At 63.1% G+C, this 20,751-nt stretch carries 14 protein-coding genes; 5 read left to right on the top strand and 9 right to left on the bottom strand.

Going from position 1 to position 20,751, the window contains the following annotated elements; all coding sequences use genetic code 11:
• Positions 1-449 precede the first annotated feature (449 nt).
• Entirely contained in the window at positions 450-1,169 is a 720-nt protein-coding gene (locus GRI47_RS10530; RefSeq protein WP_160661180.1) for a FadR/GntR family transcriptional regulator, read from the top strand.
• A gap of 22 nt (positions 1,170-1,191) precedes the next feature.
• Here GRI47_RS10530 and GRI47_RS10535 read toward each other — a convergent pair whose 3' ends face one another.
• From GRI47_RS10535 to GRI47_RS10550, 4 genes are read right to left on the bottom strand one after another with little or no spacing between them, the layout of a single operon-like run.
• On the bottom strand, positions 1,192-2,295 hold the full coding sequence (locus tag GRI47_RS10535; RefSeq protein WP_160661181.1) for an aldose epimerase family protein: 1,104 nt from the start codon (positions 2,293-2,295) through the stop codon (positions 1,192-1,194).
• Between the two features lie 42 nt (positions 2,296-2,337).
• Complete coding sequence (locus tag GRI47_RS10540) at positions 2,338-3,843, bottom strand: sulfatase family protein (RefSeq protein WP_160661182.1); 1,506 nt, start codon at positions 3,841-3,843, stop codon at positions 2,338-2,340.
• Between the two features lie 27 nt (positions 3,844-3,870).
• The gene (locus tag GRI47_RS10545; RefSeq protein ID WP_160661183.1) at positions 3,871-5,880 is read right to left on the bottom strand and encodes a glycoside hydrolase family 97 protein; all 2,010 of its coding nucleotides are present in this window, start codon (positions 5,878-5,880) and stop codon (positions 3,871-3,873) included.
• A gap of 35 nt (positions 5,881-5,915) precedes the next feature.
• Entirely contained in the window at positions 5,916-7,994 is a 2,079-nt protein-coding gene (locus GRI47_RS10550; protein WP_160661184.1) for a glycoside hydrolase family 97 protein, read from the bottom strand.
• 308 nt (positions 7,995-8,302) lie between these two features.
• Between GRI47_RS10550 and GRI47_RS10555 the strand changes: the two genes are divergently transcribed.
• The gene (locus GRI47_RS10555; protein ID WP_160661185.1) at positions 8,303-11,002 is read left to right on the top strand and encodes a TonB-dependent receptor; all 2,700 of its coding nucleotides are present in this window, start codon (positions 8,303-8,305) and stop codon (positions 11,000-11,002) included.
• A 239-nt stretch (positions 11,003-11,241) separates the two neighbouring features.
• On the opposite strand, the gene GRI47_RS10560 is transcribed toward GRI47_RS10555, so the two are convergent.
• The 5 genes from GRI47_RS10560 to GRI47_RS10580 all read right to left on the bottom strand — a co-directional run bounded on the left by GRI47_RS10560 (position 11,242) and on the right by GRI47_RS10580 (position 17,230).
• Positions 11,242-12,714: a sialate O-acetylesterase gene (locus tag GRI47_RS10560; protein WP_237452776.1), complete on the bottom strand. Its 1,473-nt coding sequence runs from the start codon at positions 12,712-12,714 to the stop codon at positions 11,242-11,244.
• Positions 12,715-12,752: 38 nt separating this feature from the next.
• A complete protein-coding gene (locus tag GRI47_RS10565; RefSeq protein WP_419956988.1) occupies positions 12,753-13,724 on the bottom strand; it encodes a formylglycine-generating enzyme family protein in 972 nt (323 codons plus the stop codon).
• Positions 13,721-14,608: an SMP-30/gluconolactonase/LRE family protein gene (locus GRI47_RS10570; RefSeq protein WP_160661187.1), complete on the bottom strand. Its 888-nt coding sequence runs from the start codon at positions 14,606-14,608 to the stop codon at positions 13,721-13,723. Before GRI47_RS10570 ends, GRI47_RS10565 begins: the two co-directional genes overlap by 4 nt.
• Positions 14,609-14,678: 70 nt before the next feature.
• Positions 14,679-15,608: a Gfo/Idh/MocA family protein gene (locus GRI47_RS10575; protein WP_337190676.1), complete on the bottom strand. Its 930-nt coding sequence runs from the start codon at positions 15,606-15,608 to the stop codon at positions 14,679-14,681.
• A gap of 8 nt (positions 15,609-15,616) precedes the next feature.
• Positions 15,617-17,230: a sodium/sugar symporter gene (locus GRI47_RS10580; RefSeq protein WP_160661189.1), complete on the bottom strand. Its 1,614-nt coding sequence runs from the start codon at positions 17,228-17,230 to the stop codon at positions 15,617-15,619.
• Positions 17,231-17,356: 126 nt separating this feature from the next.
• On the opposite strand from GRI47_RS10580, the gene GRI47_RS10585 reads away from it, so the two are divergent.
• Genes GRI47_RS10585 through GRI47_RS10595 form a run of 3 tightly spaced genes read left to right on the top strand, consistent with a single transcriptional unit; the run spans position 17,357 to position 20,711 of the window.
• Positions 17,357-18,250 carry a 2-dehydro-3-deoxygalactonokinase gene (locus GRI47_RS10585; RefSeq protein WP_160661190.1) on the top strand — a complete coding sequence of 298 codons (894 nt, stop codon included), beginning with the start codon at positions 17,357-17,359 and terminating at the stop codon, positions 18,248-18,250.
• Positions 18,247-18,894: a 2-dehydro-3-deoxy-6-phosphogalactonate aldolase gene (locus tag GRI47_RS10590; RefSeq protein ID WP_160661191.1), complete on the top strand. Its 648-nt coding sequence runs from the start codon at positions 18,247-18,249 to the stop codon at positions 18,892-18,894. Before GRI47_RS10585 ends, GRI47_RS10590 begins: the two co-directional genes overlap by 4 nt.
• Positions 18,891-20,711: an IlvD/Edd family dehydratase gene (locus GRI47_RS10595; RefSeq protein ID WP_237452674.1), complete on the top strand. Its 1,821-nt coding sequence runs from the start codon at positions 18,891-18,893 to the stop codon at positions 20,709-20,711. The genes GRI47_RS10590 and GRI47_RS10595 overlap by 4 nt, the downstream gene beginning before the upstream one ends.
• The last annotated feature ends 40 nt before the right edge of the window (positions 20,712-20,751 follow it).

Consider the following 20,751-nt stretch of genomic DNA (forward strand, 5'->3'; position numbering starts at 1 on the left):
CGTCGTGCGTCGGTTCCAGAAACCGCGTCGATATTCGCGCGACGGCCATTGTGGCGCATTGCGCCGTCAAGTCGCGCGTGGGCGATAGTACGGATGGATGTCACTACGACGCTCTCCCAGAACCCCGGACCCAGCACGGCCCGGTCAAAAATCCTCGCTTCGGCAGCGGCCTTCGTAACCCGAGCCACTTACCATTTTGATCGTATAACTCATATTATTCGGCGCATGGTCAAGTTTAGTGGTTCAGAATTTTTGCAACTCGTCCTATCTCCTGTCGCAAGGCGGTCGCCGACGTACAGATCGCTATCCGGTGGCTGGGAGATGAAATTGCTACGACAATTAACGACGATGGCTGTGCGTATCCTTCGCCTTGTCCCGAACGGCGAAGCGGCGTGGCTATCGTGCTCCGGGCCCGAGCCGCATCTCGCCCGCGCTGCGGGAGCCGGGCTATGGTGAAGAAAATCGACGATTTCGCCCGCGAGGGGAATCTCACCCTGGGCCTCCTCAACGAAGTTGGCAGACAGGTCGTGGTGGGGGAGTTCGAAGAACAGCCGTTCCCGACCGAGGCGGATCTCGCCGTCAAATATGGCGTCAGCCGATCGGTCACGCGTGAAGCGCTGAAGATGCTTGCGGCAAAGGGTCTGGTCAGCGCCCGACCCAAGCGCGGTACGTTCGTCCGACCCCCGGACGACTGGAACCTGTTCGATCCGGATGTTCTGCGCTGGCTTCTGGAACGCAAGTTCTCCGTGCAGCTGCTCCGACAATTCAACGAACTGCGCGTCGCGGTCGAGCCGCAGGCCGCCAAGCTCGCCGCGCAGCGCGCGCGGCCCGTTCAGGTCGCCGCGATCGCAAACGGTCTCGAACGGATGCGAGCAGCCGAGCAGAATGAAGACGATGCATTGGAATCGGATATCGAATTCCATGTCGCCATCCTCAATGCGAGCGGGAATCCCTTCTTCGTTCAGTTCCGCGACGTCGTGGAAACAGCGCTACGGACATCGATCCGCTTCACCAATCGCGTTGCGGGCCGTACGGCCAGTATCGAAGATCACGAGCGCGTATTGTCGGCTATCGCCGCGGGCGATCCGGATCGGGCAGTGACGATGATGCGCAACCTTCTCGACGACGTGTTGTCGCTTATCGATCGGCTCGAAGCGGACTCGGCCTGAGCACGTCGCGGCGACGCGTCAGCTATCGCGCGGATGAAGCATCCGCGCAATCGGCATTATCCGGGGCGACGCCGAGCTGGTAGATGATGGTGCTGCGATAGGTTTCACCCGGACGCAGGATGCAATCCTCGGCCCATGGCAGGTTCGGCGCATCCGGCACGTTCTGCGCCTCGAGCGCGATCAGCGAGCGGCTCGCCATCGGTTTTCTGCCGGCCCCGGCCTCCCCCAGGAAATTGCCCGAATACAGGTGAATGGCCGACTGGTCGGACCAGACCTCCAGCCGGCGCCCGGTCCGCGAACTTTCGAGAAGAGCGACGTTGCGGAGACCTCTCGCGCCCTCCCCGATCAGCCAGGAATGATCATACCCATGAGCGATCGCGATCTGTCTGTCGTTCGGATCGTCGATATCGTCACCGATGCACCGCTTCGTTCGGAAGTCGAACGGGCTGCCCTCGACGCTGAGCCGCTCACCTGTCGGGAGCATATCTTCGTCCACCGGGACATACCGGTCGGAGGGAATCATGATCCGGTGGTCGGACGCGTCGCTGGACGTGTCCGCGTCGTGCAGGTTCCAGTAGGCGTGATGGGTCAGGTTGACGATTGTCGAAGCGTTCGTCGTCGCGGCATATTCGATCGAGAGCCTGCCCCCTTGCCGAAGCGCGAATGCGACTTCGACGCAGACTTCGCCCGGAAAACCCTGGTCGCCGTCCGGGCTCGTATGGGCGAGCACGACTGTCGGATGTGGTGAAGCCGATGCCCTGACGAACCGCCAGACCGCGCGATCGAAGCCGTGCGGGCCGCCATGCAGTGTCTTGGACCCTTCGTTCGGGGCAGCGCGATGCACGGCACCGTCGATCTCGAACCGGCCATCGCGCAGGCGGTTGGCGAACCGGCCGATCGTCGCCCCCATGTAATGAGGATCGCATTCGTATTCGGCGAGCGAGGCGTAACCCCCGACCACATTCGCCAGCGCTCCGGCCCGGTCTGGGACCACGAGCGAATGCAACCGGGCACCATAGGTCAGCACGCTCGCCGACCGCCCGGTTCCGTCCGAAAGGACGAACTTTTCTATCTCCGTGCCGTTTTCAAACCGGCCGAAAACCGTCCGCTCGACGTCACCTCTCATGGCGTCGCCGACCGCCGGACCATCGCTCGAAACCACGGACGATCAGGAACCGGATTGGATCGGCCCCAGCTCGATGACGAACGGGTCCTTGGTCTCGCGCATGAAGTCATGGAGGCGCGAGACGAGATCGCGGCGGATACCGGAATAGGCGGGATCGTCGGCCAAATTGCGGACTTCGTCCGGGTCGGCCTGAAGGTCATAGAGCTCGAACTCCGGCCGGTTCGTGTATTGTGCGATCGTCCTTTTCCCCAGCGGCACCCCGTCGCGCAGAGCCGCCTGCCACGTACTCGACTGCACAAGATCGAGCGCGGTCGGGTAGGGCTGACGCCAGGCGAAGTTCTGGATCAGCTTGTAGCGATGCGTCCGGATCATCCGCATCGGATAGAACATATGGATTTCGTGCAGGACATGGCTGCCGAACACGGCATCGCGGCCTGGCAGCTCCACCGCGCCTTCCATGACGGGACGAATGGACGCCCCCTGGAAACCGTAAGGCGTCGCATCCATTCCGGCATAGTCGATCACGGTCGGAGCAATGTCCACCCAGCTCACCAGTGCATCGGACCGGGCAGGTTCGCCCGGTCGCGCGCCGGGAGCCTTGACGATGAACGGCAAACGGATGCCCGGATCATACAGATTGGTCTTCGCCCCCGGCATCGCGACGCCGTTGTCCGACAGATACAGGATCAGCGTATTGTCGTATTTGCCGGCAGCCTTGAGCTCGGCGATCAGGCGCCCGATGCCCTGGTCCATCCGGCTCACCGCCTGATAATACCAGGCCAGTTCCTGCCGCGTTTCCGGCAGATCCGGCAGGAAGCTCGGCACCGTCACCTTCTGCGGATCGTATTCGATCGGTGTCACGCCCGGATAGCCGCCGGGTTTGGCACCGAAGTGGTTGGATTCGCCGAGGGTATACGGTCCGAGGCGGTGCGGATCCGTGGGGGCGAAGTAGAGCAGGAAGGGCCGCTCGTCCTTCTCGTTGATGAAGGCCCGCGTACCCTCGGCCATTTCCACCGGGCTGCGACCCAGGCCGGCCTCGACTTCGTCTTCGGTCGCCAGTTCCCGGTCGAAATGATAGACCGTTCGCGGAGCGACATGGAATTTACCCATCAGCGCCGTACGATATCCGGACTCCGACAGGATCTTCGGAAACGAGGTGATCTCGGGGAAGGACGAGAAATTGTAGGGCAGGTGGCTCAGCCCGTACATTCCGTTGGCGTGTACGAACTTGCCGGACAGGATCGCCGCCCGACTGGGACTGCAACTCGAAACCGTCGAAAATGCGCTGGTGAACCTCGTCCCGTCCCGCGCGAGTGCGTCGAGATTAGGGGTCTGGACGTATGTGTTGCCGTAAGCACCCAGAGCATCGGTACCGTGATCGTCGCTGACGATGACCACGATGTTCGGCCGCTCGCGTGAGAGAGGAGAAAGGCCGCCCGTCCCTGCCCCGGCAACACCGACGACCGGACTGCACGCGGCCACCGCGGCCAATGCAAGCGATGCGGTGCATCCCTTCAGAAACGCGCGTCGCGCTGTTCGTCGGTCCATCACAAACTCCAGTTCACTTGAAATCGCTCATTGCGCGCGCAGGACGGCCACCGCACCGCCGGAGGGTGCCAGCTCCAGCTGCAGGGATTGCTGCCGGTCGGCGGTGCCGGTTTTGGTATCAACCGAAGTCATGTCCGAGCCGTCCTGCCATATGGTCGATGCGTACCGGCCCTTGTCCAGGAAGGTCAGCGGGATGGTCAGGGTCCGTTGCTTGCCATCGGTCATCGCTCCGACATACCAGTCCCGTCCCTTGCGCCGTGCGATCACGACGTATTCGTCGATCTCGCCCGCCAGAAAGCGGGTCTCGTCCCAGGCTGTCGGTACGAGCCGGATGAAATCGAGACCCGATGGCTTGTCGGCATAGGCTTCGGGGCTGTCCGCAACCGATTGCAACGGGCTGTCGTAGACCACGTACATGGCCAAAGTCTGCCCTCGGGTGAAGCGCACCATCGGCCCCTTCGAGGTCATCCTGAATTCGCTGTCCGGGACGTTGCGAAATGCCCCCGGAGTATAGTCCATCGGGCCCGTGAGCATCCGGGTGTATGCCAGCGACACATTGTGCCGGGCATTGATGCGCACCGACCAGCGGTTGTACTCCGCACCTAGGACGCCCTCTTGCGTGATGTAGTTGGGATATGTGCGGATCAGTCCGGTCGGGTGGTAGGCGCCGTGCATGTTGAGCAGGATGCGGTGCCGCGCGGTGGCTTCGGCGATCCGGTTGTAGAATTCCACCATCTCCGCATCGTCGCGATCCATGAAATCGACCTTGATGCCCTTGATCCCCCACGATGCGTACAGTGCCAGCGCCTGCTCCATATTGGTCCTGATCATGTCGGAATGGACCCACAGGATCAGATCGACATTCTGCTGGCGCGCGTATGCGACCAGCTCTGGTATCTCGATGGCGGCGATCGGAGTGAGGTTGTCGGCTCCCGGAAGAACCCGGCCGCCGGCCCCGCTGTTGAGGTACCAGCCATCGTCTATCATCATATATTCGAAGCCGTTGGCACCGGCAAAATCGATGAAGGCCTTGATCGTGGCCATGTTCATGCCGGGATTCTCGACCGACCTCACCGTCTGGCCGTTCCACCAGTCCCACGCATACTTGCCGGGCTTGACCCAGGCGAAATCGCCCTCCGCCGGACGGTTGAGGCTGGTAATGAGCGTGTTCTCGATCAGCTTGCCGCGATTGTCTGCGATCATGACGACACGCCACGGCGTCTCCATCCGATTGCCCCGAACGGGTTTGGGAAGCCCCCCAGGCGGATCGGCGAGCATGACCGCAAGCCCGGAATCCCCGGTTCGGACCCCGCCGAGCATCATCAGCGGATAATCATGCACATCGGCCTCCGCGATCGCGAAAGCGCCCGTTCCGTCGGGAGCCGCGCACACGAAGGGGGCATCGAAGAGATTGAGCTGGCGGATCTGGTCGGGTCGGACCGGGTCGAACTCGGCCTCGTGCGCGGTGTGGAAACGGCCCAGGTTCGACCCATGACATTCGGCCTCGCGCGGGAGCATGAATTCGGTCACCTCCTGCAGCGACTGCGCCAGATTGCCGCTTTCTGCCTCGACGATGCCGCGGATGGCCACTCCGGTGTCATAGACTCTGACGTACAGCTTCACCCGATTGCCCGCACCGTCCCGACCGGCCGCGAGTTCCAGCTGATTGTACGCCTCGTCCACGCTCCTCACCTTGGCAGCGGGGAGGTCGTAGCGATCCCGCCCTTTCGTGAGGTTTGCGGATGCCTCGCTCCAGCCCTGCGGCGATCCCGCCAGCGGGAAACCGGCTGCCGACGGTCGCATGATTTCGTGACCGTCCTGGCGGATCGAATAGCGTGGCAGGAGGTCGCCGTCCTGCAATGCGACCGAGACGACGATGCGCCCGTCAGGCGAGGAAATCTCCTGCGTTTCATGCGCCTCCGCAGCCGTGGTCAGTCCCGTTAACGCGGCCAGGAAGAGGCCGATCGTGCGGACCGGAAAGCGGCTGGATCGTGTCGTGCGGCCGGAGGCGCCCCGACGGGCAATGGGAAGGATCATTTGAGGCCTTTCAAGACAATCTGCAAAACGGGGGCTCACAGAGCGCGGAACCTGATTGCCACTCCGCCGCCCGGAGCCAGTCGCAAGCCGAGGACGGTGTCCTTCGTGACGGTCATGTTCGAGATTTCCAAAGCGAGGGGCATGGTTCGATAGTCCGCATCGTCTCCATCCCGATAGATCTGCGCTTCGTATTGGCGCCCCGCCTCGAGGAAATCGAGCGGCTGGATCAGGGATCGGGCGTTCTCGTCGGTCACGCCGCCAAGGAACCAGTCGGCAGAACCCCTCTCCTGCCTCGCGACGACGGCGAAATCGCCGATCTCGCCCTGAAGGGTTCGCGACCGCTCCCAATCCGTGGGAACGTCGCGGATGAACTGAAAGGCATCGGGGCGGCGTGCATAGTTTTCCGGAAGATCCGCCGCCATCTGGATCGGGCTGTAGAAGACGACATACAAGGCAAGCTGCGCCGCCAGGGTCGACTGCACGCGGTGATCCAGAGGCACTCCGCCACGCTCGATATCGAAGATGCCCGGAGTGAAGTCCATCGGACCGGCCAGCAGACGCGTGAAGGGCAGGATGGAACGATGTTCGGGAGGGTTCGTCGGCCGGCCCCAGGCGTTGAATTCCTGTCCGCGCGCGCCTTCCCGCGAAATGAGATTGGGCCAGGTCCTCCGCAATCCCGTATCCTTGACCGGTTCATGCGCATTGATGGCGATCTGACGTTTCGCCGCGGCTTCGGCCACGCGCTGATGGTGCCGAACCATGAACTGGTCGGCAAACCAATGCCCAGGGCCCTCGAAATCGTCGACATCGCCGCTGCGCCGGACATAGCCCGTCTTGATCTGCCTGACCCCGAGGCGGGCGTAGAAGTCCAGCGCATCATCGAGCTGGCGCTCGTAATTGGTAATGCCCCCGCCGGTCTCGTTATGGCCGATCAGGCGAACTCCCTTGCCGAGGCCGTACCGGGTAACCTCGCCGATATCGAAATCGGGATAGGGCTGCGTGAAGCTGAACTTGTTGCCGTTCTGGATCCAGTCGCCGTCCCAGCCTTCGTTCCATCCTTCGACGAGGACGCCATCGAAGCCATTGGCGTGCGCGAAGTCGATGTAGCGTTTCGCGTTTGCCGATGTGGCGCCATGCCTGGGCCCACTCGCCCAGGTCGACTTGTCCAGATGCATCTCCCACCAGATCCCGACATATTTGCCCGGCTCCACCCAGGACACGTCCCCAAGCCTGTTGGGCTCGTTGAGGTTCAGGGTCAGGCGACTGTCGGCGAGCGCGCCCGCGCTGTCGCCGAGCAGGATCGTCCGCCATGGAGTCTCGAACGGGCCCGATATCCTTGCGGAAATACCGTCCGGCAGAGGGGTCAGCCACGATCGCAAGGATCCGCTCCCGTCACCGCTCAGCAGCATGCTGGGAAAGTCGATGAGCGCCGCTTCATGGATCGACGCGTGCAAACCGTCTTCGCGCCGCATGGTCAGCGGGGTCTCCGCCAGGGTGATCCGGCGCGCGTCCGTGCGCGAATAGAGGTACTCGTCGCGATCGGGTTGCAGCGCGGGATACCACCATGCCTCCCATTTGCCGCTGCCCAGGCGGAATTCGGTCAGATCTCCGACCACCGAGACTTCGCGACCGGCAGGGATATCCGCAAATTCGTAGCGCAGCCCCAGTCCGTCGTCGAAGACCCGGATGGTGAGCCCGGTTTCGCGCGTGAGCGGCGTATCGCCGCGCAAGACCACGGCCAATTGGGAGTAGTCGTTCGCGACGACCCGCGCTTCGCCCCATGGCTGCTCCCACGAAGTACGCTCCTCTTTGCGGGCGATGTCGGACATGGCCTCGAACCGCGGAATTGCCTCGCCTTCGAAGCTCATTCCCAGATTCGATGGCGCGACGACCGTCTTCCCGTCGCGCTCCACCGTATATTGCGCCCGCCCGCCAGCGACGCTGACGCAAACCTGGATCCGGGAATCGGGCGATTTCGCACATGCGCTGTCCTGCGCTGCCGCCGAGTTCGCGCCGAAGGCCAGAACGCCGATTGCCGCCAGTCCGATTCCGCGCCCCCGTAGTCGCAGCTTCGACGGCGTGCCCGAGCGTGTTCCCGCGCAAAACTGGAGCATTTCAACAACCCTCTCAACCGGCCATTCTATAATATAATATATGCGGGGACTCCTTAATCGAGCCCTTCTACTGATGGCGATACCCCTGAAAAATGCACTTGTGAAGTTTTATTTGTAAGATATATAAGCCCAAGCGAAGCCCGCTATGCGGGATTTGTCACAATCGAGCGGGCCCCATCAGGCGAACCATGCCTGGTAACGTCACTGGCCGGCCGCAATGGGAGGGAATGATGAAGGAACGCGCGTTTATGCGGGGGCGGCCTGCGTGCCTGGGGCGCCTGCTCGCTGGATCGGCACTTGCGCTACCGATGGCTTTCGCCGCGACACCTGTCTTCGCACAGGCCGCGACGCCAAGCCCGGCGCCAAGCACGACGCAGAATGCCAGCGCGACGCCGGATCCCACCGTTCGTCCTGCCCAGCAGCCCGAAGAGGAAGAGAATGTCATCATCGTGTCGGGTCTTCGTGCCGACCTCGATAGCGCGCTCGAACAGAAGCGGGAGACGGGAGCGGTCGCGGACTTCCTGCCGGTCGCCGATGTCGGCTCGCTGGTCACCACCGACATTGCCGAGGCTCTCGAGTTCACGCCCGGTATCGTGGGCACCCGATTTCGCGGCACGGTCGAAAACATCTCGCTGCGCGGGCTTCCCCAACTCCTGACCGTTTCGACGGTGGACGGCAGGGTTCTGAGCGGACGCAACGGCGACCGCAGCGTCTTCTTCGTGATGTACCCTTCCGAATTGTTCAAGACCGCCGGCGTCTACAAGTCGACCTCCGCGGACCTGACCGAAGGTGGGATCGCGGGCAGCGTCGTTCTCGAGACGCCTTCGCCGCTCTCGGCCAAGCCGGGCATGCTCGTCAGCACGCGCGCCCTCTTCACTCCGTTTCGCAAGAACTACACATTGGGCGTGGACGAGGTCGGCGGCAAGATCAGCATCCAGGGCCAGCAGAAATTCGACGTCGGCGCGGGGCAACTGGGCATCGCGCTGGGCTACAATCAGCTGTCGGACCCCACGGTGACCGCCGGCACCTTCATGGTCGGCTTCACGCAGGCGACCGTCGCAGGAACGCAGACCGTTCTCCCCAATGGGATCTGGTCGTCCAACGAAGGCGAAACGAACAAACGCTCGGCGGTCATGGGCGTGCTGGAATACGAAAACGCGTCTGGCCTTCACATCAAGCTCGACGGCCTTGCGAGCGAATTTCGAAACAAGAATTTCAAGGATATCCTGCAGGTCAACAACCTCAATATTCCCGCACGCTATTCCAACGCCACGTTTTCGGGCGACAATCTCCAGTCGGCCCAGCTGACCAATCTCCAGATCCTGTCCCGTTACGACGACATCTACGTGACGAGCCGCGCCAAGCTGGTGGGTCTGAAAGCCACGCAGGAACTCGGCGCCTGGACGATCGGCAGCGACACCTATTATTCGCGAACCACGAACGATCAGCAGATCGTTCGCCCTGTCCTGCAGGTTACGGGGAACAACACTTTCCTGACCCTCGGCGAGGAGTCGATCGCTTTCGACAACTTCAACAAGGATCTGACCCAGCCAAGCAATTACGGCGCGTTCCAGTATTTCCGGCAACAGCGCGACGTCGACGACAAGGTCTATGGCACGCGGCTTTGGATCGACAGGGAATTCAGCGGCGCATTGACCAAGCTTTCGCTCGGCGGCGCCTTCACCAGGCGTAGCATCGAGGCGCTGACGACCCCCTATTTCGACAACAGCATCCGCAACGCCTCTCTGTTCCCCAACCTGGCCATCGGGCGCCTGCCTGCGACCCTGTTCCTCGATCAACCCTATTTGAGGTTCGATGTCCCCAATTCGACCGGGACCTATATCTCACCCTTCGCGGTGGCGGATCGCAATGCCCTCAACGGCCTCATGCCGGTGGTCGATACCCTGCCGGTCACAGACGCGATCCTGCTGGCCTCCTCGATCGACAATCGGGAGGACACCTGGGCCGGCTTCGTCAAAGCGGATTTCGAGACGGGTCGGGTAGAGGGTTCGGTCGGAGCGCGTCTCGTTAACACGAAGCTGACGGCGAGCGGCTTTACCGGCAATATCGGCTCGACCATTGTGGACGGAGTGCGCACGATCACGGTCAACGGACTGATCCCGGCGACCGAGACCAACAGCTACACTTACCTCCTCCCCAGCCTGAATGTCCGATACGATTTCAGCCCGTCCCTGCTCGGGCGCCTGGGTATCGGCCGAGCGATCTCGCGCCCGGAATTCCTCGATCTGCGCCTCTCGCGCAACCTGCTCGGAGGGGACGAGAACCAGTTTCCCTTGCGGGGCAATGCCGGCAATCCCGGCCTGAATCCGATCGTCTCCGATCAGGTCGATGTCGCGCTGGAATGGTATCCTCACAAAGGAACGTCCGTCAGCCTCAGCGGCTATTACAAGAGCGTCGACGGCTTCGTGACCGACCAGGTGGTGGACGAGGTGATCGCCGGTATCGATTACCAGATCTCCAAGCCGGTCAACACGCGCAAGGGTTCCTTCTACGGGCTCGAAGCGCAGGTCCGGTTCGACTTCGACTTCCTTCCCTCGCCCCTCGATGGGTTCGGCCTGATCGCCAACGGATCGCGTAACTGGACGACGATCGATCCGGGTTACGGCATCCTCAACGACGTCGATGCGACGGGCCAGTTCGTCTACGATGCCTATAATCGCAATCCGGGCGTGCAGGGCTTCACTCCGTGGACCGGGTCCGCGATCCTGTTCTACGAGAAGGGCGGCCTGGCGGTTCGCTTTGCGGGCAGATACGCGAGCGATCGCGTCCGCTCGGTCAGTTCGCTGAATGCGCCGATCGTGAGTTTCGGGCGGACCTATCTGGACGCCTCCGCCTCCTACCGCCTCAACAAGCATTTCACGCTGCAGTTTCAGGCCACCAACCTGACCAACACCGCAGACACCGCATATTACGTCTATCGCAATTACACTGCCTGGAGCCAGCAGTCCGGACGCTCGTATTTCGCCGGTGTCGACCTCCGGTTCTGAGCGACAGGAGATACAGGGCCGGTGGCGCGCCGCATTGGCGCGCCGCCGGTTTTTCCGTTTCCAACCGGACGGTAGAGCGCGCCTTTACGAACGGCGGCTGAGCAAGGCTCGAACCCGTATCAGGCCCGCTCGCTCCGCGCCAAGCGCGGCAACTGCGCGCGCAAGTCGTGCGCCATGCCGAACACCGATCGGAGATTTTCAGTGAGGCAGGCCAGTCGATTCCCTGCCGAGGCTTTCGATCACTCCCGAGCCACGGGCAGCTCGAACGGTCCCAATGGAAGCTGCGCCCGGTCGAAGACGTTGCATATCGGAGCGGACGCCCAGCAATAGCGCACTTTATCCGGCTGGAAATCGTCGGGTACCGCGACGGATATCACACCGTCCTGCAAACTCGCATCTGCGGAAATACAAGCGATGTCCCGATCCGTCCTGCAGAGGGCGATGGGGGCGGGACGCGTGCCGCCTGCGGTGAAAAGATCGCCGGTCCCTCCGGCCACCGTCACCTGGACGGTTTTCCCGACCCGGCGCGCGCCGACGGCCCGAGGCGAACCGGCGGGCGCTCCCGCAATCCCAGCGATACGGTCGAGCGCCGCAGCCGCCCGCTCTCCGACCGGCTTCTTCAAGGGCGGGTGGATGTCGAACCGTTCCCCGACGTCGGTGGTCACGACTAGCTCGGCCAACGGGTCGGCTTCGGAAACCAGTCGCTGAGCCTCGCGGATCTCGGCCGAGGCATCTTCGCGCGGGGCGGGAGACAGCGCTCCGAAAGGGGCAATCTGCACGACGACCACCGGGAGCCCGGCACCGTGACGCGTTCGCAACCCGGCGATCAGCGTCGCCAGTTTCCCGGCATAGTCTTCCCGGCCGTCACGCGCGCCCGCATTGGCTTCCCCCTGATACCAGATCGCCCCCGCCAAGGGCATCGTCGCCAAGGGAGCCAGCATGGCGTTGTAGAGATTTGCGTATCCGACACGGCTTCTGCCGGGCTTTCCGTTAATGGCCGGAACATTCTGCCACAATTCGTCCAGTCGCGCGTTGTGGGCAGTACCGGCCGCGGCGGGGTCACGCCGGTAGAGGTCCAATACGGCCACTTCCTCGTCCATGCCCCCCGCCCGATCGAGTTCGTCGCGCGACATCCACGCCTCGATCGGAGTGCCGCCATAGGACGCGGCGATCAGGCCCACGGTCACCTTGCGGGTCCGGGCAATCTCGCGACCCGCAAGCATGCAGACAGCCGAAAAATCAGCCGAGTTGCCGTGCGTCTTCTTCCAGACCGGCGGTTTCTCGAACTGGCTTAGAGGCACTCGAGCACTTGCCCTCGGCACATTGAGCAGCCGCAGCGAATGATCGATCTCGAGATCGCGCTCCCGGTCGATCAACGCCGTCTTGGCCATTGGGAATTCCATGTTCGACTGGCCCGAACACAGGATGACGTCTCCTACCGAAATGCTCCGAAGCACCGTGCTCGTGCCGTTCGAGGACACCGTGAGATCGAGGCCGGTCGCAGCTTCCCGGGCGGGTAAGGTGACGTTCCAGGTGCCATCCGCATTGGTACGTGTGCGCCTCGCGACACCGGCCAGATCGACCGTTACCTCCGAGCCGGCAACCGTCTGCCCGCCGATCTCGATCGCTTTCCCGCGCTGGAAGACGGCGTCGTCCGACAGGCCGCGCAAGAGCACCATCGGCTGGTCGGCTGCGGCGGGCGCGGCGATCATCGCCAAGGCTGCCGATCCGAGAAGCGCATCCCAATATCTCATCTTTTCGATCTTTCGTTCGGCAGATCGGCCGCGCAGCGGAAGCCGATATGGCTGGTCGATGTGTCCACCATCTCCGGATGGCGCGCGGCGGGACGGTAGCGGCGGCAATAGTTCTCGGCACACAGATGCGAGCCGCCCTTGAGAACCCTGCGCCCGATCTTCACGCCGGGCATCGCAGCGTCGAAACTGCCACGCAAAGTTCCCCCCCGGGGATTTTCGGGAATGCAGCAGGCAGGGGCGGTAGGCCGATCGCCGGATGCCACCGCCCACCAGTCGGCCGTCCATTCCCACACATTGCCTATCATGTCGAAGGCGCCGAAGGGGTTGGCGGGAAACGTGCCGACGGGCGACGTCCTTTCCCATCCGTCGAGCAGGTCGTTGCGGAATGGAAAGCTGCCCTGCCAGAAATTCGCCAGCATCCTGCCGCCGGGCGCGAGGTCGCTCCCCCAGGCATAGTCCTGATCGCTCAGCCCCCCGCGCGCGGCGCACTCCCACTCGGCCTCGGTCGGCAGGCGTTTCCCGGCCCAGCGGGCATAAGCGGCCGCATCGCCGAAAGAGACATGGACGACCGGATGGCCGTCCAGCCCGGACAGGTCGCTTCCGGGCCCCAGAGGATGGCGCCACTGCGCGCCCGCCTGGAAATGCCACCAGAGATCCACCCGATTGGTCGGGACCGGTCCAGCGGTCGGGAAGAACACCAGCGAGCCCGGATAGGCCATGGCGGGATCCATATCGGGATAGCGCCGGGGATCCGGTGACCGTTCTGCTTCGGTTACATGGCCGGTGGCTTCCACGAACCGGGCGAACCGGGCGTTGGTGACCGGCTCGGGGTCGAGCAGAAAAGGTCGTACCCTGACCGTCCGGGCGGGGGCTTCTTCCGGATAGAAGCGGTCCGAGCCCATCAGAAACTCCCCGCCCGGAATTTCCACCATACCGTCCAGTCGCGATCTTCGCATGACTGATTTCATCGATAGTCCGCCGTAACCTCGAGGATGCCCCGTGCCTCGACTCTGAACAGGTGCAGCGCCCCGTCCTTTTGCCGGTCCTGCGGGGCGATGCCCTGTGTCGCGGAGGTGACGGCAAGAATGTCCAGATCCCACCCCCCGAACGCGACGCAGGTGGGCTGGCGAGCAGGAACCGGTATCCGGTCCAGAATGGCTCCGTCAGGGGAATGGACGATTACGGCACTGCCACCCCAGGCCGCCACCCAGATCCGCCCTTCCGCATCCACGCACGCGCCATCCGGAACCATGCCTCCATCGTATCGCGACAACCCCACACCGGTCGGCTTCACCGAAGGATAGTCATACGCTCGGAGCTGCCCGGTCGGGCTGTCCGCATGATACATCTTCGTACCGTCCGGCGACCAGCACAGCGCGTTCGAAATCGAAATACCGCTGAGCAGGGTGGTCAGCGTGCCGGACGGTTCGAGCCGCGCCAGCGTGCCGCTCGCCGACGGCGCGATCGCATCTGGCTCCTCCACCATGGTTCCCACGACGAAGCATCCAGTTCGGTCGCAGCGACCGTCGTTGAACCGCACACCGACGGGCAGCTCGGGGCGAGCCAGCCAATCGATCGAACCATCGGCGAAATCGTAATAGGCGATCCCCATCTCGAAAGCGGCCACGATCTCGGTTTCGTCGCGCGTGATGGCGAACGAGCAGAGGCGATAGGGCAAGTCGAACCGGCTGTGGCGCAATCCCGGCCATTCGAGCCGGTGAAGCGACCGGCCCTCGATGTCGGTCCATAGAAAGGCACTGCCCTGCGCCTGCCACACAACGCCCTCGCCCAGGGTGTTCCCGACATCGATCGTGGCGAGCGGCGCGAAACCGATTCGGCTGGACGGTGACATGTCAGAATAACCTTTCAGCCAAGATATTCCGAGCCGGGCGCATTCGATCACTCATTTGCCCATCGTCCGGCTAGAATGCGAAGGGCTCGCACGTCTCTCGCCCACCCGTGAGAAAGATGTCAGCCACGAGTTGCAGGGGGCGGCCGTCGACGTCGCTTTCACCTCTTTCCACCAATCCGACGAATCGTTCGTACAGTGCTTCGTACTCGGAGGTCCGCGCAACGGCTTGCTTCACGCCCTCGATGTAGAGATCGGCTCCGCCGTTCCGCAATTCGAGCACGCCGCGGTCTGTCCGGATCGCTATGTCCCATTGTGCCTCGCCGGCGGATTCGAAATCCAGGTCGAACGCGATCCGTGCCTCTGCCTGCGATGTCGCGAAAGCGCCCCGCGACCGGATCGGCGCATGGCGATTGGCGGGAAAGACGAGCGAGGCTTCCTCGACGAAGAGCGAGCATGGAAGTATTTCGGTCAGGATCGACAGGGCATTGATGGCCGGATCGAACACACCGAGGCCGCCCGGAGCGAAAATCCATTCCTGGCCGGGGTGGAAATCCCGGACATTCTCGTGCCAGAAAACTTCTCCTCCCAGAATGCGGCGATCCGCGAGCCATTGTCGTGCGGCACCGACGCCCGCCGCTTCGTGGGAGTGCCACGCAGCGAAAACCGTCCGCCCTTTCTCGCCCGCGACGCGGCGCAGCTCCTCCAGCTCGCTGACCGTCGCCGTCGGGGGTTTTTCGAGCATGACGTGCCAGCCTGCCGCAAGCGCCTCGACCGCCAGTTCGAAGCGGCCCACAGGCGGGGTCGCGAACGACACCGCATCGATCGCAAGCCCGCTGGCAACGAGATCGGACAGAGTTTCGAAGCGGACATCGTCGTCTACCGCACCGGTGCTGACCATCGCCGTCAGGTCGAGCCGCCCCACCCGGTCGATCGCCGGCAGGTGCTGGGATCGGGCAATCTTGCCGATGCCGACGAGAGCGAGGCGGATGGGCTTGGACACGTCAGCGGTCACCAGAATGTCGCATAAAGGGCGATCAGGATCAGGATGACCGCCGTCGCACCCGTATTGAAGATCGCGCCGGTCCGATAGCCGACATCGTCGGTCCGTATCGTGTCGCGCGCGCCCCTGCCCTGCATCGCGAGGGAGATGACGACCGCCCCTGCCAAAGCGAGACCGAACACGATCGCCATCCTATCCATGAACGGCAATGCAGGGGTGAGCACCTTGAAGAGGTACGATCCGACCACCGAGATGATCGCGGCGCCGATCGCCCCCGCCTCGTTGGCGCGCTTCCAGAACAGGCCGAGGAGGAAGATCACGGTAATCCCCGGGGTGAAGAACCCGGTGAACTCCTGGATGAACTGGAACGCCTGATCGCTGGAGCCGAGCAGCGGTCGCGCCGTCAGGACAGCGAGCAGGATTGCCGCCGTCGCTGCGAGACGGCCCACCAGCACCAGCTGCTTTTCCTGGACCGCAGACGACGCCGACGCAGCGTCGGCCTGCTCCAGTCCGGCGGGAGCGATACCGCGGAATTTCGCATAGATGTCGAGCGTGAAGATCGTCGCCACCGAATTGATCTTCGAGGCGGTGCTGGCAATGATCGCCGCGATCAGGGCGGCAAACACCAGGCCGAGCAGACCGGTGGGGAGAAGGCGCATCATGGACGGATAGGCCTCGTCCGGCTTCGCCAGATCGGGCGCGAGGATGACCGCCGCGATGCCCGGCACGACGATGATCAAGGGCATCAACAGTTTCAGAAACGCAGCGAAGAGGATGCCCTTTTGCGCCTCATCGAGCGATTTCGCGGCCAGTGCGCGCTGGATGATGTACTGGTTGAAACCCCAGTAGGAGAGGTTGGCGATCCACATTCCGCCGACCAGTACCGACAATCCCGGCAGGTCGGCATAGAAAGGATTGTCGGGGGACAGGATCATGTGAAAATGGCCTGGCGCCTCGCCCATCAACCGGTTCCAGCCCGCGACGACGCCCTGGCCTTGGCCGATCTCTCCGAGGGTCAGATAGGAAATAACCAGCCCGCCCATAATCAACAGCGTCACCTGTACGATATCGGTGAGCGCGACGGCCTTCAGACCCCCGCGCAACTGGTAGAGGAGCGCAAAGGCGCCAAGGAGAGCCAATGCGGCATCCTGGGGCAGCCCCGCCACCTTGTTGATGACGATCGATCCGAGCCAGATGATCGATGTGAGATTCACGAATACGTACAGGGCCAGCCAGAACACCGCCATCAGGGTGCGCAGACTCGGGCCATACCGCCGGTCGAGAAACTGCGGCATCGTGACGATGTCGTTGCGAAGGAAGATAGGCAGGAACCACTTGCCGACGATCAGCAGCGTCGCCGCCGCCATCCATTCGTACGATGCGATCGCGAGGCCCATGGCATAACCGGACCCTGACATCCCGACGATCTGCTCTGCCGAGATATTCGCGGCGATCAGCGAAGCGCCGATCGCCCACCAGGGCAGACTTCTCGAGGCCAGGAAATAATCGGACGAATTGCGGGGGCCGGCTTCGGTCTTCCGGCTGCTGACCCATTGGGCCAAGCCGAAGATGAAGATCCCGTAGGCCCCGATAACAGCAATATCGAGCGTTGCCAGGTTCATTTTTCCTCCCTGCCATACACAATCATTCGATCGTTGTGATCAGCCAGAAATCGCTTGAAGCATATTTATCATATTAATAAAAGACTCGATATGCCAAGCTCGGTGGCTGGCAATGGGAGTGGTGAGATGATCAAGGGTGACTGGGGCAGCACGCACCTGCGCCTGCTCCGGATTCGTCGTGGCGAGCAGGACCGCCTGACCGGCCCCGGCATCGCTCGCCTGACGTCGTCACCGGCCGAAACATTGGCCCAAGTGCTCTCCCCATGGGCGGAAAGCCTTTCCGAGGGCGTCTTGCTCTGCGGAATGGCGGGGTCCCAATCCAGTCTGCACCCGACCCCTTACATCGCCTGCCCGGCGGATGTCGGCGCATGGTCACGCGGGCTAAGTTCTGTGCCGTCGAGCGAATATCCGACATGGATCGCCGCCGGCCTTTCCTGCCAGAACTTTGCCGATCAGCCGGACGTGATGCGCGGCGAAGAAGCGCAGATATTCGGCGCGCTGGAACTGGATCCGTCGCTGGCCTCCGGCACGCACTGCCTTGTCCTCCCCGGAACGCACTCAAAATGGGCCATCGTCCGCGATGCTGAGATCATACGCTTCCAGACCTTCCTGACCGGCGAACTCTTCGCCAACCTGACCACCCGGTCGAGCCTTCTGATCGATCGCGAGGAGAATGCGGGCGACGGGCAGGACGGGTTCACCTGCGGCCTCGGCGAAGGCGGCACGAATCCGCTGGCCAGCCTTTTTTCCGTCCGCACCGCGCAGCTCGTCGGCGATCGCAGCCGGGAGTGGGCGCGAGGTTATCTGTCCGGGATTCTGCTGGCCGCGGAAATGGCCGAAGCCGTGCGGTTGACCGGGTTGGTCGACGAGATAACACTGATCGGCGACGAGGACCTGGTGACGCTCTATCAAGCGGCGGCGGCTCAGGCCGGGATCCGCTCGCGCGCAATGGACGGACAGGCCTGCGTCATGGCGGGCCTCGACAGGCTTGCAGGCTTCATCGAACGGATTCCGGCATGACGCTGGACGATCTGATTGCCGATGGCGCCGCACCGATCGTCGCCATCCTCCGGGGTATCCGCGAAGACGAAATCGAAGATGTCGCCGCGGCGCTGGTCGAGGCCGGTATCTCCATTATCGAAGTGCCGCTGAACTCGCCCCGGCCGCTCGCCTCGATCCGGCGCCTCGTGGACCGGTTCGGCGAAAGCGCGCTTTGCGGCGCCGGCACGGTCACATCCGTTGCCGATGTGCGTGAAGTCGCTTCGGCGGGAGGGCGGCTGATCGTGACCCCGAACACCGATCAGCGGGTGATCTCGGAAGCGCTGTCGCTGGGGCTCGAGGTGATTCCGGGGTGCCAGACGCCGACCGAAGCTTTCACCGCGATCGCTGCCGGGGCGAGGCGGATCAAATTGTTTCCGGCCGGAACGCTTGGCCCGAACCATCTCCGCGCCCTTCGCGACGTATTGCCGGATGGGACGGGGATCTGGGCGGTGGGCGGAACCGACCGGAACTCCCTGCGCGATTGGCTGTCCAGCGGAGCCGAGGGGATCGGGGTCGGCAGCGCCCTGTATCGGAAGGGCGACGGCCGGCAAGACGTCGGGCCCCGCGCCGCCGATCTCGTCGCCGCATGGAAAGAGCTGAAGGCCGGAGAGGGAACAGAATGAGCGGGAGAGATACGGCCGGAATGCAGGACGATCGGGATCGACCGTTGCGATCACGCGCGTGGTTCGACAATTCGGACGATCCCGGAATGACGGCGCTTTACCTGGAGCGATATCTCAATTTCGGCCTGTCCCGCGAGGAACTTCAGTCCGGTCGCCCGATCATCGGTATCGCTCAGACCGGATCGGACCTGAGCCCGTGCAATCGTCACCACCTGGTTCTGGCCGATCGCATCCGCGAAGGCATCCGCGACGCCGGTGGGATTGCGATCGAATTTCCGGTTCATCCGATCCAGGAGACGGGCAAGCGGCCCACGGCGGGCCTCGATCGCAACCTCGCTTATCTGGGACTGGTGGAATTGCTGTACGGCTATCCTCTCGATGGGGTCGTGCTGACGATAGGTTGCGACAAGACCACCCCTGCCCTGTTGATGGCGGCGGCGACGGTCGACATACCGGCGATAGCCCTGTCGGTGGGGCCCATGCTCAACGGGCGGAGCGGCAACCGCTTGATCGGCTCTGGCACGATCATCTGGGAAGCACGCCAGAAGCTGGCCGCCGGTGAGATTGACGATGCGCAGTTCTTCGACCTCGTCGCGGCATCGGCTCCTTCCACCGGCTATTGCAACACCATGGGCACCGCCACCACCATGAACTCGCTGGCCGAAGCTCTCGGCATGCAGCTTCCCGGATCGGCAGCCATCCCGGCTCCGTATCGCCAGCGCCAGGAGATGGCATACCGGACCGGAAAGCGGGCGGTGGACCTGGTCCGCGAGGATCTCAGGCCGTCGAAGATCCTGACTCGCGCGGCTTTTCTCAACGCCATCGTCGTCAACTCGGCGATCGGGGGATCGACCAATGCGCCGATCCACATCGCCGCGATCGCGCGACATATGGGTGTCGATCTCAGCATAGACGACTGGCACACGGCCGGGCTGGACGTGCCCCTGCTGGTCAACATGCAACCCGCCGGTCGCTATCTGGGCGAAGATTTCTACGAGGCCGGGGGCGTTCCGGCCGTTTTGGGGCAATTGCTCGATGCAGGCCTGATCGACGGAAGCCCTATCACCGTTACCGGTAAAACGATCGATACGAATTATCGCGGGAAGACCACCCTGCTTCCTGACGTGATCCGAGCGATCGACGACCCTTTGATGGAAAAATCGGGATTCGTCGTTCTCTCAGGCAATCTGTTCGACTCCGGAATCCTCAAGACCAGCGTCATTTCCCAGACGTTCAGAAAGCGCTTTCTGTCGGACCCCGACGATCCCGATGCTTTCGAGGGTCGCGCGATCGTGTTCGAGGGCCCGGAGGACTACCATGCTCGGATCGACGACCCCGGACTGGAGGTGACGGAGTCCGATATTCTGGTCATGCGCTGGTGCGGGCCGATCGGGTATCCGGGCGCCGCCGAAGTGGTCAACATGCGTCCGCCCGAATATCTGCTGAAGGCGGGCATCCGCGAATTGCCCTGCCTCGGCGATGGACGGCAATCGGGCACCAGCGGTTCGCCCTCTATCCTGAATGTGACGCCCGAGGCAGCGGCTGGAGGCAACCTCGCGATAATCCGCACATATGATCGCCTGCGCGTGGACCTGCGCAATCGACGTGTCGACCTTCTGCTGGACGAAGCCGAAATCGAGAGCCGCCGCACCGAAATGCGGCGGAGCATCGATGCGCATGTGCCCAGGTCCCAGACGCCGTGGCAGGAAATCCAGCGCCATTCGATCGGCGGCTTGGCGAGCGGCGCCATCCTCGAAGGCAGTGAGACATTCCAGCGCATCGATACCGATCGAGGCCTGCCCCGCGATAGCCATTAGCGATAGGCAGGCCGCGAGAACGCTTTACAAAGGACGTTCC

It is taken from the genome of Qipengyuania pelagi (assembly GCF_009827295.1).
Taxonomy (GTDB): domain Bacteria; phylum Pseudomonadota; class Alphaproteobacteria; order Sphingomonadales; family Sphingomonadaceae; genus Qipengyuania; species Qipengyuania pelagi.

Coding starts and splice junctions, on each gene's coding strand:
- GRI47_RS10530 (WP_160661180.1), top strand. CDS start 450: ATGGTGAAGAAAATCGACGATTTCGCCCGCGAGGGGAATCTCACCCTG.
- GRI47_RS10535 (WP_160661181.1), bottom strand. CDS start 2,295: ATGAGAGGTGACGTCGAGCGGACGGTTTTCGGCCGGTTTGAAAACGGC.
- GRI47_RS10540 (WP_160661182.1), bottom strand. CDS start 3,843: ATGGACCGACGAACAGCGCGACGCGCGTTTCTGAAGGGATGCACCGCA.
- GRI47_RS10545 (WP_160661183.1), bottom strand. CDS start 5,880: ATGATCCTTCCCATTGCCCGTCGGGGCGCCTCCGGCCGCACGACACGA.
- GRI47_RS10550 (WP_160661184.1), bottom strand. CDS start 7,994: ATGCTCCAGTTTTGCGCGGGAACACGCTCGGGCACGCCGTCGAAGCTG.
- GRI47_RS10555 (WP_160661185.1), top strand. CDS start 8,303: ATGGCTTTCGCCGCGACACCTGTCTTCGCACAGGCCGCGACGCCAAGC.
- GRI47_RS10560 (WP_237452776.1), bottom strand. CDS start 12,714: ATGATCGCCGCGCCCGCCGCAGCCGACCAGCCGATGGTGCTCTTGCGC.
- GRI47_RS10565 (WP_419956988.1), bottom strand. CDS start 13,724: ATGAAATCAGTCATGCGAAGATCGCGACTGGACGGTATGGTGGAAATT.
- GRI47_RS10570 (WP_160661187.1), bottom strand. CDS start 14,608: ATGTCACCGTCCAGCCGAATCGGTTTCGCGCCGCTCGCCACGATCGAT.
- GRI47_RS10580 (WP_160661189.1), bottom strand. CDS start 17,230: ATGAACCTGGCAACGCTCGATATTGCTGTTATCGGGGCCTACGGGATC.
- GRI47_RS10585 (WP_160661190.1), top strand. CDS start 17,357: ATGATCAAGGGTGACTGGGGCAGCACGCACCTGCGCCTGCTCCGGATT.
- GRI47_RS10590 (WP_160661191.1), top strand. CDS start 18,247: ATGACGCTGGACGATCTGATTGCCGATGGCGCCGCACCGATCGTCGCC.
- GRI47_RS10595 (WP_237452674.1), top strand. CDS start 18,891: ATGAGCGGGAGAGATACGGCCGGAATGCAGGACGATCGGGATCGACCG.